The 15289-nt window shown below is 32.7% G+C and carries 13 protein-coding genes and 1 riboswitch; of the genes, 2 read left to right on the top strand and 11 right to left on the bottom strand.

What is annotated here, in order from left to right; all coding sequences use genetic code 11:
* Positions 1 to 17: 17 nt before the first annotated feature.
* The 4 genes from BTM19_RS01835 to cmk all read right to left on the bottom strand — a co-directional run bounded on the left by BTM19_RS01835 (position 18) and on the right by cmk (position 4657).
* Positions 18 to 1016, bottom strand: a complete 999-nt coding sequence (locus BTM19_RS01835; RefSeq protein ID WP_029377250.1) for an NAD(P)H-dependent glycerol-3-phosphate dehydrogenase — start codon at positions 1014 to 1016, stop codon at positions 18 to 20.
* Between the two features lie 16 nt (positions 1017 to 1032).
* Positions 1033 to 2343 (bottom strand): ribosome biogenesis GTPase Der, encoded by a 1311-nt coding sequence (der, locus tag BTM19_RS01830; RefSeq protein ID WP_029377249.1) that lies wholly within the window; start codon positions 2341 to 2343, stop codon positions 1033 to 1035.
* A gap of 180 nt (positions 2344 to 2523) precedes the next feature.
* Entirely contained in the window at positions 2524 to 3705 is a 1182-nt protein-coding gene (gene rpsA, locus BTM19_RS01825) for a 30S ribosomal protein S1 (protein WP_029377248.1), read from the bottom strand.
* Positions 3706 to 3997: 292 nt separating this feature from the next.
* A complete protein-coding gene (cmk, locus tag BTM19_RS01820) occupies positions 3998 to 4657 on the bottom strand; it encodes a (d)CMP kinase (protein ID WP_029377247.1) in 660 nt (219 codons plus the stop codon).
* A gap of 78 nt (positions 4658 to 4735) precedes the next feature.
* Between cmk and BTM19_RS01815 the strand changes: the two genes are divergently transcribed.
* Entirely contained in the window at positions 4736 to 5710 is a 975-nt protein-coding gene (locus tag BTM19_RS01815; protein ID WP_029377246.1) for an asparaginase, read from the top strand.
* A gap of 115 nt (positions 5711 to 5825) precedes the next feature.
* On the opposite strand, the gene ypdA is transcribed toward BTM19_RS01815, so the two are convergent.
* From ypdA to BTM19_RS01795, 4 genes are all read right to left on the bottom strand, one after another.
* The gene (ypdA, locus tag BTM19_RS01810; RefSeq protein WP_029377245.1) at positions 5826 to 6812 is read right to left on the bottom strand and encodes a bacillithiol disulfide reductase YpdA; all 987 of its coding nucleotides are present in this window, start codon (positions 6810 to 6812) and stop codon (positions 5826 to 5828) included.
* 223 nt (positions 6813 to 7035) lie between these two features.
* Positions 7036 to 8673, bottom strand: a complete 1638-nt coding sequence (gene ebpS / locus BTM19_RS01805) for an elastin-binding protein EbpS (RefSeq protein WP_058625668.1) — start codon at positions 8671 to 8673, stop codon at positions 7036 to 7038.
* 141 nt (positions 8674 to 8814) lie between these two features.
* Complete coding sequence (locus BTM19_RS01800) at positions 8815 to 10197, bottom strand: RecQ family ATP-dependent DNA helicase (RefSeq protein WP_029377243.1); 1383 nt, start codon at positions 10195 to 10197, stop codon at positions 8815 to 8817.
* Entirely contained in the window at positions 10184 to 11149 is a 966-nt protein-coding gene (locus tag BTM19_RS01795) for a helix-turn-helix domain-containing protein (protein ID WP_058625670.1), read from the bottom strand. The genes BTM19_RS01800 and BTM19_RS01795 overlap by 14 nt, the downstream gene beginning before the upstream one ends.
* Positions 11150 to 11259: 110 nt before the next feature.
* On the opposite strand from BTM19_RS01795, the gene BTM19_RS01790 reads away from it, so the two are divergent.
* Positions 11260 to 11508, top strand: coding sequence for a ferredoxin (locus BTM19_RS01790; RefSeq protein WP_026113585.1), 249 nt, complete (start codon positions 11260 to 11262; stop codon positions 11506 to 11508).
* A gap of 273 nt (positions 11509 to 11781) precedes the next feature.
* Here BTM19_RS01790 and BTM19_RS01785 read toward each other — a convergent pair whose 3' ends face one another.
* The 3 genes from BTM19_RS01785 to BTM19_RS01775 all read right to left on the bottom strand — a co-directional run bounded on the left by BTM19_RS01785 (position 11782) and on the right by BTM19_RS01775 (position 15278).
* Complete coding sequence (locus BTM19_RS01785; protein WP_029377241.1) at positions 11782 to 12327, bottom strand: ECF transporter S component; 546 nt, start codon at positions 12325 to 12327, stop codon at positions 11782 to 11784.
* Positions 12328 to 12393: 66 nt separating this feature from the next.
* A riboswitch (FMN riboswitch) is annotated at positions 12394 to 12530 on the bottom strand.
* Between the two features lie 263 nt (positions 12531 to 12793).
* A complete protein-coding gene (locus BTM19_RS01780) occupies positions 12794 to 14569 on the bottom strand; it encodes an ATP-binding protein (protein ID WP_172606470.1) in 1776 nt (591 codons plus the stop codon).
* Positions 14556 to 15278 carry a response regulator gene (locus tag BTM19_RS01775; RefSeq protein WP_029377239.1) on the bottom strand — a complete coding sequence of 241 codons (723 nt, stop codon included), beginning with the start codon at positions 15276 to 15278 and terminating at the stop codon, positions 14556 to 14558. The genes BTM19_RS01780 and BTM19_RS01775 overlap by 14 nt, the downstream gene beginning before the upstream one ends.
* Positions 15279 to 15289: the final 11 nt, after the last annotated feature.

Genomic DNA, 15289 nt, shown 5'->3' with positions numbered 1-15289 from the left:
AGTGTAATAATACCTCGTTATTCTGCTTTCTTTCCACGGCCCATCAAGTCTTTAACGCTTTCATCGACTGGTCTATTTTCAAACAATACACTATAAAGTGCGGCAGTAATTGGCATATCTACATCGACCTCTTTTGCTAAGTGGTAAACAGATTTTGTTGTGTATATACCTTCAACAACCATGTTCATTTCGTCTAATGCTTTATCTAGTGATTTACCTTCACCTAATTTATAACCTAGTGTATAGTTTCTAGAATGGGTTGAGGTACAAGTTACAATTAAGTCCCCAATGCCTCCTAAACCTAAGAAAGTAATTGGATCTGCGCCTAGTTTTTCACCTAAACGACTAATTTCAGCTAAACCTCTAGTCATTAGCGCTGCTTTAGCGTTATCACCGAATCCCATTCCTGATATAACACCACTAGCTACTGCGATAATATTTTTTAATGCACCGCCTAGTTCAACGCCTACTAAATCATCATTTGTATACACACGCAAATAATCATTCATGAAAAGATCTTGTGTTAATTTACTAACTTCTGGTGTTTTAGATGAAGCTGCTACTGTAGTTGGTTGTTTAATTACAACTTCTTCAGCGTGGCTTGGTCCAGAAAGTACACCAATACCTGCATTATGCTCTGGTGAAATTGAATCCTCTATCATTTCAGAAACGCGTTTATATGTTTCGTTTTCGATGCCTTTAGCTACGTGAATAAAGGTCTTTTTAGAAGTTAATAGTGAATCAATTGACTTCGCTACCTCTCTCATTGCTTTTGTCGGTAACGCCATTAAATAGACTTCTGAGAATGATACAGCGCTATTGATATCTAATGTTGCTACGATTGAGTCATTAAGTTGTGCGTTTTTTAAGTATTTGCTATTAATGTGTTGTGAATTAATCTCATTGATTGTTTGCTCATTTTTTCCCCACATTAAAACTTGGTGTCCATTTTCTGCTAAGACATTCGCCAATGCCGTACCAAAACTTCCCGTACCAAAGACAGTTACTTTAGACATGGAATCCCCCCGGTAATTAATTTCTTTTTCTTGCTATAATGTGTACTGGTGTACCTTCAAAGCCGAATGCTGCTCTTATTTGATTCTCTAAATAACGTTTGTATGAAAAATGCAATAGCTCTACATCATTTACAAACACGATAAATGTTGGTGGTTCAATAGCAACTTGTGTAGCGTAGAATACGTTTAAACGACGACCTTTATCTGTCGGCGTAGGGTTCATAGAAATTGCATCCGTAATCACTTCATTTAATGTTGAACTTTGAACACGTTTTTTATGATTCTCACTAGCTTCTTTAATATATGGGAATAATGTTCTGAGACGTTGCTTTTCTCTTGCAGAAACAAATGCAACTTCTGCATAATCTAAAAATTGGAATTCTTTACGAACTTCATCTTTGAATTTTTTCATAGTATTCGTTTCTTTATCTACTGTATCCCATTTGTTCACGACTATTACAATAGCTTTACCTTCTTCGTGTGCATAGCCAGCAACACGTTTATCTTGTTCGATTATACCTTGCTCTGCATCAATTACGATTAAAATTACATTAGAACGTTCAATAGCTTTTAACGCACGTAGTACCGAATATTTTTCTGTATTTTCATAGACTTTACCTTTTTTACGCATCCCAGCAGTGTCTATCAATACATAATCTTGACCATCAAAGCTATATTCAGTATCAACAGCATCTCTAGTTGTGCCAGCTACGTTTGATACGATTACGCGGTCTTCGCCTAGTATTGCATTTACTAAACTTGATTTACCAACGTTCGGACGTCCAATGATTGATAAACGAATTGTATCATCGTCATACGGGTCTGGTTCTTCTTCTTTAAAATGTTTAACAACTTCGTCTAATAAATCTCCCAATCCTAATCCATGGGAACCGGAAATTGGATAAGGATCCCCGAAACCAAGTGAGTAGAAATCATAAATTTCATTTCTCATTTCTGGATTATCAACTTTATTAACTGCTAGTACTATCGGTTTTTTTGATTTATATAACATTTGAGCAACCATTTCGTCACTTTGAGTTAGGCCTTCTCTTACGTTTACCATAAAAATAATTACATCGGCTTCATCGATTGCAACTTCAGCTTGTGCTCTAATTTGAGTTTGGAATGGGGCATCTCCAATCTCGATACCACCAGTATCAATAATGTTAAAATCGTGAGTCAACCATTCACCTGATGAATAAATTCTATCGCGAGTTACACCTGGTGTATCTTCTACGATTGAAACGCGTTCACCTACGACTCTGTTAAAAATTGTAGATTTGCCTACATTTGGCCTGCCTACAATTGCTACTATAGGTTTAGTCATAAACTAACTTCCTCTCTTTTTTAATCTCTATAATTCTATCATAAGGGGTAATTAAATCAAAAGAAATATTAAATCAATATTTTTGATATAGAATTATCATGTGAATTTTGAATAACAAAAAAAGAAATCCTGTCCTAACATACACTAGGACAAGATTTAAAGTTGCTATTACTTAAGTTATTAAAATTTGAAGTCTTTTAATTTATCTCCAAATACATCACCAAGCGTTGGGTTATCTTCATCTTCTGAATTATCATTTAAATAAGATTGCGTAGTTTCGCTATCGCTTTCAATAATATTTTCATCTGGTAATGTGGCTTTTATTGATAATGAAATACGCTCGTTTTCAGGATCTACACTTAATATTTTTACACTCACTTTTTCGCCTGGTTGTAGTACCTCGCCAGGTGTGCCGATGTGTGAATGGCTAATTTCTGAAATATGAACCAATCCTTGTACGCCTGGTTGAATCTCTACGAAAGCACCAAAGTTAGTTAATCTAACAACAGTTCCTTCTATAACTTCACCTTCATTGATTTCGCCTTTGATTGCTTCAAAAGGACTAGGCAATGTATCTTTGATAGACAATGAAATACGTTCAGAATCTTTGTCTACTGATTTGATTTTAACTTTCACACTATCTCCAATAGCTACAACATCTTCAGGTGATTTAACATGTTCATGTGATAATTCTGAAACGTGTACAAGACCGTCCACGCCTCCAATATCAACAAAAGCACCAAAGTTAGTTAAACGCGCTACTTTACCTTCGATAACGTCACCTTCGTTAAGTGACTCTAGTAATTCATCTTTTTTCTCTGCGTTTTCTAGTGCCTCTACTGCTTTTCGACTAAGAATGACACGATTATTTGCAGGATCTAATTCTTCAACTTTAAGTTTTAAAATTTGTCCTTCAAAACCAGAGAAATCTTCAATGAAATCTGTAGAAATTAATGAGGCCGGTACAAATCCTCTTTGGCCAACATCTACAACTAAGCCGCCTTTAACTACTTCTGTCACTTTAGCTTCGATAGTTTGGTTATTATCTAACTGTTCTTGTAAAAATTCATATGATTTTTCAGTTTCGAGTTGGCGTTTTGAAAGGATGTATGCGCCCGTTTCATTTTCTTCATCATATTCTACTTTCGTAACATATGCGCCGATTTCATCACCTACTTTTACTGCATCACTTGGGTTGTCAATATGATGCGTTGAAAGTTGGCTAATAGGGATTATACCATTAAATTTACCGCCATTGACATGGACGATTACTTGTTTTTCTTCAATTTCTTGAACTTCACCAGTAACCTTATCCCCTTCTTTAATCTCGTTAATCATTGATTCGTTGAACTCTTCAGTCATCTTGTCTGCCTCCTTATTACACTACATAATTATAACATCTTATAAACTGACAGAATTGTCAAGAAATTCCCCTTTATTCGAGAAAATCGATTTTAAATTGTTAATATTTTGTAAAATAGGTTTTTTTGACCTAATAAAAACTACAAAAAATTATCCTATAATTTACATTTTATATAGTATAGTAATTCTGATTAGTATAATAATACACGTGTATTATATACCCACTTTTCATATAATATAACATTTTTACACTATATGAATAATATTTGCGTGGAATCTGAGGCGGCAATGGTTAATCTAATGATCTTATTAAAGTTAATATTTCTGCTGTTACAGTTTCAATGCTTTTACCAGTTGTGTCCACAGTGATCGCATCGTCAGCCTTCATTAAAGGAGAAATTTCACGGTTCATATCATAATGGTCTCTGTCTGCAATCTCCTTTTTTAATTGCTCTATATTTGATTCAATACCTCTTTCTTCATTATCTTTCTGTCTGCGTAATGCACGTTCTTCAACTGAAGCTATCATATAGACTTTTAAATCAGCATTTGGTAATACTACAGTTCCGATATCTCTACCGTCCATAACAATACCTTTTTTGGCAGCTAATTCTTGTTGTTTTTTTACTGCGAATGTACGAACAGGTTCTTTTGAAGCCACATATGATACATGACTAGTTACATTATTTTCTCTTAAGTAGTCAGTAACATCTTGATTATCTAAAATGACTCTTTGACCTTTAATTTCATCATATGTGAGTGATAATTCTGTGGTATCGATTAATTGATTGAAGTCTTCATTTTTATTTTGTTGTAAATATTTATAAGTAATTGCACGATACATTGCGCCAGTATCTACATAGATCATAGATAATTCGCCAGCAACAAGCTTAGCAATTGTACTTTTACCTGCTGCTGCAGGCCCATCAAGTGCGATATTTAATAATTTCATTTTAGTAACCCTTCCTTGTTGTTTTATCAATAATATTTTATCATAAATATGTACTTTATAAATAGGAGGAATGCCCGCATGAAAAAAGTTCTTGTTATTCATACTGGTGGCACCATTAGCATGTCACAAGATGAAGCTAATAAAGTAGTTACAAATACAGATAACCCTATATCTAATCACAAGGATGTAATAGAAAGGTATGCTGATGTAACTGAAATTACACCATTTAATGTTCCGTCACCACATATGGACATTAAATATGTTGAAAAATTAAAAGAATTAATTGAAGATGCTGCTCAGAATGAAAGCTATGATGCATTTGTTATTACACATGGTACAGATACATTAGAAGAAACTGCATACTTGCTAGATTTAACAATCGCAATTTCTAAACCTATAGCAATTACAGGTGCAATGCGTTCCTCAAATGAAATTGGTTCTGATGGTTTGTATAATTTTATATCAGCTATTAGAGTTGCGACAAGTGACGAAGCTACAGATATGGGCGTTATGGTTGTTTTTAATGATGAGATACATACTGCTCGCAATGTGACAAAAACACATACCTCAAATACAAATACATTTCAAAGTCCTAACCATGGTCCTTTAGGTGTGGTAACAAAAAATAGTGTTCAATTTCATCATAAACCTTTTGAACATCTAATCCTTGATGAAATACATCACAATTTAAATATTCCTTTAGTTAAGGCTTATATGGGTATGAACAGTGATGTTTTGACTTTTTATAGCCAAAACAATGTAGATGGCATTATTATTGAAGGACTTGGGCAAGGTAATTTACCACCAACTAGTTTGGAAGGCTTGGATCATTGTTTACGTAAAAACATACCAATAGTTCTAGTTTCTAGATCATTCAATGGCATTGTCGGGCCTATATACGCTTATGAAGGCGGCGGCGCAACTCTAGCTGAGAAAGGCGTTATTTTTTCAAATGGTTTAAACGGTCCTAAAGCACGTTTAAAACTTCTTGTAGGACTAAGTAACCAATTGTCATCTGAACAATTGAAACAATATTTTGAATCTCAATTATAATGAAATATAGGTAAATAAAAAGCACAACCATTTATAAACTATTATAAATGGTTGTGCTTGTTTTATTAAATAATAATAAATGCATAGCTAAGCTATGATTATGATATTACCATTTTTATGATTCAAGTGGTGTTTGCTTTTTAGATAAGATACTTTGAGTTATAATACCGCCATGGTATTTACCATTTTCGATAAATATTGTGTTTGCATCATTACCGGCAGCAATAACCCCTGCGATATAACAATTTTCTACATTTGTTTCATATGTTTCTTTATTATAAATAGGTGCAGTACCATATTCATTCTCGTTTATATCAATACCTATGGATTGTAAGAATTCATAGTCTGGGTGATATCCTATCATCGCGAAAACATAATCATTAGCTATTTCAAATGTTTGTCCATTTTGTTCATAAATAACACTATCTTCAGTGATTTTAGTCACATTTGAATCAAACGCCATATTGATTTTTTCGTGACGGACGAGAGATTCAAAATTCGGTAATATCCATGGTTTAATCGCTTTAGGATAATCGCTACCTCGATAAATAACTGTAACATTTGCACCTGCTTTTTCTAATTCTAATGCCGCATCAACAGCAGAATTTTTACCACCAATAATCACTATATCTTGATCAAAATAAGGATGCGCTTCTTTAAAATAATGCATAACTTTAGGAAGTTCAGCACCTTCAACTTCAAGTTGGTTATGGTGTCCATAATAGCCTGTAGCTACAGTAAGAAATCTACATTGATATACGTCCTTAGTAGTTGTTATTGTAAAACGGTTATTTATCTTTTTTACTGTGAGGACTTCTTCAAAAGCATTGACACGAAGTTGATGATGTTTTACAACAGCTCTATAGTAAACCAACGCTTGATTACGATGTGGTTTGCTTTCTTCCACTATAAATGGAACGTCCCCAATACTTAATTTATCACTTGAAGAAAAGAACGTTTGATGTGTTGGATAATTATAAATTGCATCTACAACGTTCCCTTTTTCTATAACTAATGTATCTATCCCTCTTCTTTTTTGTTCAATAGCAGCACTAAGTCCACAAGGACCGCCGCCTATAATTATACTTTCGACTGTTTGCATTCTTTCTTCGTCCTCCTTTACCACCCATATATTATACCAATAGTTTTTAAAAAACCAAATGAAAGAAATTGTAAATTTTATTACAAAATTGTTTGTCTCTATGAATATATTAAGAAAATAAAAAAGATCTCACTATAAAAATTAATAAATAGTGAGATCTTTTAATATGATTGGATTGTTTCTAATATCCGTTTCGAACTATAGAAAGAGATATTTATCTTCTTTATTGAGGAATAACTAAACGTTGACCATTATGGATTTCATTACCTTGTATGTTATTCGCTTCTCTAATTTTTTCTACATTTTCTGGTGAGCCGTCACCGTAGTATTGTATTGCAATTCTATAAAGGTTTTGGCCATTTACAGTATGCGTTTGTTGTCCAGAATTGCTATTTGCACCTTGGTTCTGTTGATTATCACTTGTTGAACCTTGTGATTGTTCAGTCGAACCATTTTGTGTATTGGCTTGATTATTTTGTTGTGATTGACTACCTTGTTGATTTTGTTGTGATTGATCGCTTTGATTAGCTTGATCTTGATCGCTTTGATTTTGATCGCTATTTGCTTGGTCTTGATCACTTTGATTTTGATCGCTATTTGCTTGGTCTTGAGAGTTAGAATTTGATTGGTCAGAATCGCTATTAGCATCATCTGAAGAAGTGCTGTTGCCATCAGAATCAGATGAACCATTTTTGTCATCATCTTTGTTAGCTTTATCGTCGTTTGATTTTTTATCTTTGTCAGAATCTTTATTAGAATCTTTATCTTTATTATCAGCGACTTTTTTATCATCATTGTTTTTGCTATCATCGTTATTACCAGTTAGAGCCATGCCAGCGAAGATAGCAATAGCAGCTAAGATTAAAATAGCAGCAAGAATTGGTAGTAATTTACCTAATAAGCCACCTTTTTTCTTCTTGTTGTTATCATCGTCATTATTGTTGTTACCACCATTTCCATTTCCGCCATTACCGTTACCATTTCCACCACTTGATTTTGAATGGCTAGCAACGGCAGCTCCAGTTCCGGCAGCTGCGGCTCCGCCAGCTACAGCGGCACCTTTTTTCTTGTTACCACTTTTCTCATCATTTTGTTGATCTTTGTTGTCGTTTTGGTCATTTTTTGATTTCCCATCATCATGACTAGCATTTTTATCATTTTTATCATTTTTATCATTTTTACCTTTATGTTTGCCAGCTGCATATGCACCTGCACCAGCAGCCGCGGCTCCACCTGCTACAACAGCACCTTTTTTCTTAGAACCATTTTTAGAATCACCTTGTTGTGATTCATTTTGGTTTTGATTGTCATTTTGTGACTCATCAACATTTGAATTACGATTGTCTTTATCTTGATGTTTGTTAGCAGCATAAGCGCCGGCACCGGCACCAGTAGCTGCAGCCCCACCTGCTACGGCAGCTCCTTTTTTCTTAGAACTGTTATCGTTCTCTGGAGCATCGCTGTCATCGCTATACTTATGATCATTAGCATTCGTTTTATCATTAGTAGGTTCATGACTTAAATTGTTATTTTGTGAAGGGTCATCAGTATTGTGTTCAGATGTTGAATTGTCTTCGTTATACTGTTGGCTATCAAATTCGCCATCCTCACTATGTCCTTGTTGACCTGTTTGATTAGTCTCTTCGTCTTCACGTTGATTTGTAGCAGTATCTCTTCTACGTTGTCTACGTTGAGCATTTCTTGGAGGGAATTGTTCGTCTGTTTTATCAGAAACTTCCTCTTTCGCATTGTCAACCGAATTGCTAACTGAATCCTTAGCATTGTCTTGTTGTTCTTTTGGATCAATGGATTGACGATTTTTTTCAAAATCATCTTTAAAATTGTTTTTAGACAAATTCATCATCCTTCCTTTTTTATTTAAGTATATACTGTTTTACCCTAACAGAACGTAAATATGTATAATTTGTTAAGAAAAAATACTGTTAAATAAGTGTATATATCGTATTATAGCTTGATTGAAAATATGAAGTAAAGTAATTGTCTATGTTTTAAACATATTTTGTAATTTTTCATTAAAATCCATTTTTCTTTTTACTTTTTTTCTATTTATTATATTTAATAAATTTAATTCACAATCATTATCGCAACATTGTTTAGGCTTTTCTACCAAAATTTCATCAAAAAATTCAACTAAATAAGATCTTCTGCACTGATCAAGGTTTTTATAACCTAGCATACGTATATAACCTAATTTTTTACGTTTATAAGCCAAATCAAAGATATTACGTAATTGTCCAAAAGTATACTGTGTACTGAGTACATCGAGTATGTCTGTCTTTTCGGGTGGTAGAAACTGAGATAATTCATACGCATTTATATCTTCTATATTAATTATGTCTGTAAATAATAAAGTTTCTAACAGAAAGCTGTCATCAGGTTGATAAAGGCTTATTGCTTGGCTTTGATTACCATCACGCCCTGCTCTACCTATTTCTTGCATATAACTAGATGGACTTGTAGATAAATGGAAATGAATAATTGTTCTAATATCTTTTTTATTAATTCCCATGCCAAAGGCACTTGTAGCAACGATAATGGGGATTTCGTTATTAATAAACTGATGTTGTACTGTATGCCTTTCTTGGTATGATAAATCACCGTGGTAAATACCAGTTAAAAAACCATAATTATAAATACTTTGAGCTAATGATAGACACATTTTTTTAGATGATACGTAAATAATAGTCGGTCCTGATTGCTCTAATGTAGGTAAAAGCCAGTTTAATTTTTCATCATCATCAGCAAAATTTTTATGTGTTAGAGAAATGTTATCTCTGTTCATACTATTTTTTATAACTGAAAATGACTTACCTAATATTTGCTCTAAATCAAAAGTTAAATAAGAAGGTGCCGTTGCAGTTAATGCTAATACGGTAGCTTCATTGAAATGGTTTGTAATTTCTCCTACAAGCGCATAGTGTGGTCTAAAATCATATCCCCATTCTGATAAACAGTGTGCTTCATCTAATACGATCATACCGATATTTAAATTTTTAATTAATTTGAAATTGTGTTTTTGTAATATAAACTCTGGACTTAAAAATATAAATTTACTCATCTTTAAGTGATTTATATTTTGTTGTTTTTCATTTTCATCCATGCCTGAATGTATGCAACATACATCTTTTTCTCCTTGTACCTTGAGTTGCATAACTTGGTCATCCATCAGTGAAATTAACGGTGAAATAACTAATGTTGGCTTTTGTTTTATGTAGGTTGGCAATTGGTAACATAAGCTTTTGCCACTACCAGTAGGTAAAATACCTAAAGTGTCAATATTATTAAGGACATTATTAATAATTTCTTCTTGCCCCGGCTTAAATGATTCAAATCCAAACCATCTTTTTAAATCATCGTGTAACATTTAATTCACCTCTTTCGACACCAACAATAACTAATTTAATTTCAAAGTAACTGAGTTCAGAGAAAGAGTCCTTGTAGTTACGCAGTCTTTCGCTACGATTAGAAATATAATACGTCATAAATGGTGTATAATCTATATGATTTAAATAATTATCGTAATCGGTTATGTATCCCTTGATAAATAATTCTAAAATATGATCATCTATTGTATTGGGTTTAACATTTTGTTGTGCTACCAGCTGTTTGAAGTTTAACCCATTTTGTATTCCTATATAAGTTTTTTCGGTTTTGTTTAATAATGTTGGAAGAATAATTAAGCTATGTAATAATGGATACTTTTGCTCATTCTCTATTTCATACATTAAAGTAACTAAATCTCTGATTTCTAATTCAAAAAGCATTTCTTGTGATATCGCTTCTATTAAACTAATTTGTTGTCTTGTATACATACTTTCTTCAAAACCTTGTAAATAATAATGAATATATAGGTCACTGTTTTGGTTAGTTAAAGATTGAAAAAGTAATGTAAGTTCGTCTATAAATAAGTTTTCTAAATGATGGTCAGAAATTTTTTTATATAAGTGTTTAACTTTCTGATGAACTGCTCTATGTTGTGTAATAGGCACAAATTGATAATTATTATGTTGGACATTAGACAATGTTTGAGTCAACAATTGTATTGCATTGAAAGTATTTGATAAGCTGTCATATGTATGACGTGGATGGCTAATGATATTTTGAAATTGTTGTTCTTCGATGTTAAAATTATTAGAATATTGTTCGAATAAAGAATATTTTAGTTTAGGCATACTATGATACAATGATAAGAGTTGTTGACTACAGGCATCAAAAAAGGTTTGATGCGATTTTTTACCTGTGATAATATTAAATATACTTTTTTCGGTTTTGTAATTATGTGACTTCGTGTATGCAAAATGAATTAAATTATACATGGATGCTCCCTCACTTTTATAAATCGAAAACATTTGAAAAAATGATAAACAGTGATTACAATAATATTTGTGTAATTATTGTAGCATTTTTGTCGAAGGAGGCGAAGAAATTGGCTAAATATACAATTGTTGATATGGACACATGCATAGCATGTGGCGCTTGCGGTGCCGCTGCCCCTGATATATACGACTATGATGATGAAGGTATCGCTTATGTAATACTAGATGATAACCAAGGTACTGCGGAGGTACCAGAAGAATTATATGAAGATATGGAAGATGCAATAGACGGATGCCCTACTGATTCTATTAAAATTGAGGAAGAACCATTTGATGGTGACGCGTTAAAATTTGAATAGAAGTTAGATTATATTTAAGTTTAAACAATTGCTTACCTACTATAGCAATAACCTCATTTAATGACTTAGACATAGTTAGAGTTAAATCCGAGACATAAATAATTGTCTCGGATTTTTTGCACCCAGTTATTCTTATAGGTTGCATTACTTCAACATTAACTTTTCCAAAATTAATATTTATATTTGAAATAAAAACGCCCTTCATTTCTCACTTGTAAAGTGTTACTTTGAAAGGCGTTTATTATTTTTTTGATGGTAAGTTCTGCTATATTTCTAACGTGGTAAAACGTTTTTTAATCGATTATATAAAAGAATAAATACGATTGAGATAACAACACCTTTAATAATATTAAAAGGTATAACACCCGATACAATGACTATCTTAACATTTTCTACTACGTCAGACAGGTTCATGATCATACCGTATAAAGGTAATAACACAAAATAGTTTAATATGCTTAGAACAATTGTCATAACTAGCGTTGCCATACTAAGCCCTATAATTTGAGATTTTAGAACGCCTTTATGTTTAGTGACGAAATAAGCTGTTAATAAAAAGCTTGATGCAGCTAAAAAGTTAGCTACAGGACCTACTGGATCACCTACGTTGAATAGAAAATTGAGCAAATTTTTAATGAATTCTACAATAAGCCCCGCAACAGGACCAAGTGTGAATGTTGCTAACAAAGCTGGTACGTCACCAAAATCTAAAGTTAAATATGGTGGTAAAAATGGTATTGGGAACTTTATAAACATTAAAATAAATGCGATTGCACTCAGCATACTAATAGTAATGAGGCGTTTTGTTTGTTGTTGCATATTAAATTATCTCCTTCCATTCATCTTTCTCAGAATAGGAGGATATAATTGCACAACAAATAAACCCTCCATCTTCTCCCATCCAGACTATACTGTCGGCTCCAGATTCACACTAGATCAGCCATTAATCTATTTAATAGATTAATGGGTCGCAGGCTTATTTTACTGCCGGTTGGGAATTGCACCCTACCCCGAAGATGAATTTCTTAAATTTTATAAATTTATCATAGCTTATTACTCTGGTAAAAACAATATACTTGCTTAAAATATATTAACGACATAAATAAAAAGGATGAAACTGGTATAAAAACTGCCGTCAAAGCGTTTAACTTTGCCGGCAGTTTTTAAGTTCTATACATAAATGAATTTCATATAAGAATATGCTTTATAAATGCTATTTCAATTTATTGTTCTTATATGTAGTCATTATTAGTTCTTCATCAATTCATTCATCTAGAAACGATACTTAAACATTGTCGTCTTCAGTTTCTGGTTTAGGTAAAGAAATAATAAAAGTAGTCCCTTTACCCAGTTTGCTTTTTACGTCAATGGTACCACCGTGAGAATCAATTATCATACGACAGATAAACAATCCTAATCCAGTCCCTTGTTTACCACGCTTACGTGCAGTATCTACCTTGTAAAAGCGATCAAACACTTGTTGTAAATGTTCAGGTGCGATACCAGAACCAGTATCAGTTATATAAAGTATTTGTTCTGAATTAGTTTCGCTTATCTCTATGTTAATCGCATCTCCAGGTTCAGTATATCTAGATGCATTATCTATTAAATTAGTTAATACTTGTTCAATTCTATCCGAATCAAAATACCATAAGCGTTGATGTGTATCTGGATTTAAACTCATATTTAATTCTAAATCTTTGGCGTGTTTTTGATATTTTTGTTGCATCTTGTTGAGTAATGGATCAATTGGCTGTATAACTTTATCCACAGTTAAACCTTCAGCATCCATTCGCGCTACATTTAATAATTCGTTTACTAACCTGTTTAACCTTTTAGTTTCATCTAAAACGATAGATAATGACTCGTGGATTTCATCTGGCTCAGTTACAATACCATCTACAATAGATTCAGTGTATCCTTGCAATAAGGATATTGGCGTACGTAATTCGTGAGATACATTGGCAATGAAATCTTTTTTCATTTGATCCATATTATGCTCGTTTGTCATATCACGAATAATAGCCACGATACCGCTTCTACCATCAGGTTGTATTTGCTCTATATAACTTGTAATAATTACAAAATAACGTGTGTTGATTTCATAAACTTCAAATTGCGTTTTTTTACTACTAAAAGTAAGCTCGTTTTGTTTATCTAGTTTCTCTAATGCATATTCATCTAACATCTCTAAAATTGTATTGGCTAATTTATTAGAGATAATAATTTCTTTTTTATCATTAAATCCTAGAACGCCTTCAATCATTGAGTTAATTAAGCTATCCCGAATATTTTTAGAGGATGATAATGCATCAATATGCTGCTGAATTTCAGAACTCATTGTATTAAATGTACGTGATAATTCACCAATTTCATCTTTAGAGTTGACTGGTACAACTTGAGCGTAATCACCTTTAGAAACTTTTTGAGCTTGTGTTCTTAAATTGCGTAATGGTTTAGTTATGCGTGAAGATAGGAAAAATGCAAATACTGTTGTTATCGCTAAAAAGATAATAGCAATGATTAAGATAATTACAGTAATAACATTATTGGTTTCTTCTATTGTCTTTAAGTCTTGATAGATAAACACGCCACTATATTTTCCATTTGGAGTATTTGTTGTTTCAATATTTTTTGTTGGATAACCAATTAATACATATGTACGTTGTTTATCATTAAAATTAACCGTTACATGTTCTGAAATTTGTTTACCGTCATCAAAGACGCGGTCATAATCTTTATTATTTTTAATCTCTTTGAACATTTCATTTTTAGTAATGTCATTGTCGTTGTTATCTTTATGCTTATCGTTCGTTATGATTAATCCAACAGGGCCTTCAATTAACTTACGACTATGTTCGATAGCAGTAGCTCTATCGTCAGAACTTTCAACTAGTTGGCTTATCCTTTTGGCGTCTTTCAATAAAGAATCTTCTGTTTCTTGAGTAAAATAAGACTGTATAAACGTTATAAGAGCTGCACTTAATAGAATTAAAACTGTAGTTACTATAAATATTATAGTCAACCACAGTTTTACAACTACACTATTAAGTAGGTTCATTATTTGATTTGATTTCAAATTTATATCCTACACCCCATACTGTTTGTATCATATGAGCAGCCTCTTCTGATACTCGATTTAACTTTTCTCTTAAACGTTTAACGTGCGTGTCTACTGTGCGCAAGTCGCCATAGAACTCATAATGCCAGACTTCTTTTAATAATTGTTCTCTATCGAATACTTTATTCGGTGTTTTAGCTAAGAAGATCAATAGCTCATATTCTTTAGGTGTCAAGTTCACTTGATTACCATCAGCTAACACTCTGTGTGCATCATTATCAATAACTAAGTGATCAAATTCGATTAAATCTCTTGCGTGAGGCTCACTTTGTTCAGCTGACGCAACTTGCGTGCGTCTTAATAACGCTTTGACACGTAACACAACTTCGCGTGGTGAAAATGGTTTAACGATATAATCATCAGCACCAGATTCAAAACCTTCTACTCTATTTGTTTCTTCACCTTTAGCAGTTAACATAATAATTGGTGTTTCTTTGTGTTCTCTTAGTCTAGATGCAACGGTGATTCCATCCATTTCTGGTAGCATTAAATCTAATAAGATACAAGCATAATCATGTTCTACAGCCATTTTATATGCTTCATTTCCATCACTTGCTTCGTGTATTTCAAAAGATTCTCTTTCAAGATATAACTTTAATAATCTTCTGATTCTATCTTCATCGTCTACGATAAGTATTTCGTTTGACATGCATATATACC

It is taken from the genome of Staphylococcus xylosus (genome assembly GCF_002732165.1).
GTDB classification, from domain to species: Bacteria; Bacillota; Bacilli; order Staphylococcales; family Staphylococcaceae; genus Staphylococcus; species Staphylococcus xylosus.
This window is presented reverse-complemented; position numbering and strand designations above follow the sequence as displayed.

Excerpts from the sequence above, each read along its gene's own strand:
- BTM19_RS01835 (WP_029377250.1), bottom strand. The coding sequence starts at position 1,016 with ATGTCTAAAGTAACTGTCTTTGGTACGGGAAGTTTTGGTACGGCATTG.
- der (WP_029377249.1), bottom strand. The coding sequence starts at position 2,343 with ATGACTAAACCTATAGTAGCAATTGTAGGCAGGCCAAATGTAGGCAAA.
- rpsA (WP_029377248.1), bottom strand. The coding sequence starts at position 3,705 with ATGACTGAAGAGTTCAACGAATCAATGATTAACGAGATTAAAGAAGGG.
- cmk (WP_029377247.1), bottom strand. The coding sequence starts at position 4,657 with ATGAAATTATTAAATATCGCACTTGATGGGCCTGCAGCAGCAGGTAAA.
- BTM19_RS01815 (WP_029377246.1), top strand. The coding sequence starts at position 4,736 with ATGAAAAAAGTTCTTGTTATTCATACTGGTGGCACCATTAGCATGTCA.
- ypdA (WP_029377245.1), bottom strand. The coding sequence starts at position 6,812 with ATGCAAACAGTCGAAAGTATAATTATAGGCGGCGGTCCTTGTGGACTT.
- ebpS (WP_058625668.1), bottom strand. The coding sequence starts at position 8,673 with ATGAATTTGTCTAAAAACAATTTTAAAGATGATTTTGAAAAAAATCGT.
- BTM19_RS01800 (WP_029377243.1), bottom strand. The coding sequence starts at position 10,197 with ATGTTACACGATGATTTAAAAAGATGGTTTGGATTTGAATCATTTAAG.
- BTM19_RS01795 (WP_058625670.1), bottom strand. The coding sequence starts at position 11,149 with ATGTATAATTTAATTCATTTTGCATACACGAAGTCACATAATTACAAA.
- BTM19_RS01785 (WP_029377241.1), bottom strand. The coding sequence starts at position 12,327 with ATGCAACAACAAACAAAACGCCTCATTACTATTAGTATGCTGAGTGCA.
- BTM19_RS01780 (WP_172606470.1), bottom strand. The coding sequence starts at position 14,569 with ATGAACCTACTTAATAGTGTAGTTGTAAAACTGTGGTTGACTATAATA.
- BTM19_RS01775 (WP_029377239.1), bottom strand. The coding sequence starts at position 15,278 with ATGTCAAACGAAATACTTATCGTAGACGATGAAGATAGAATCAGAAGA.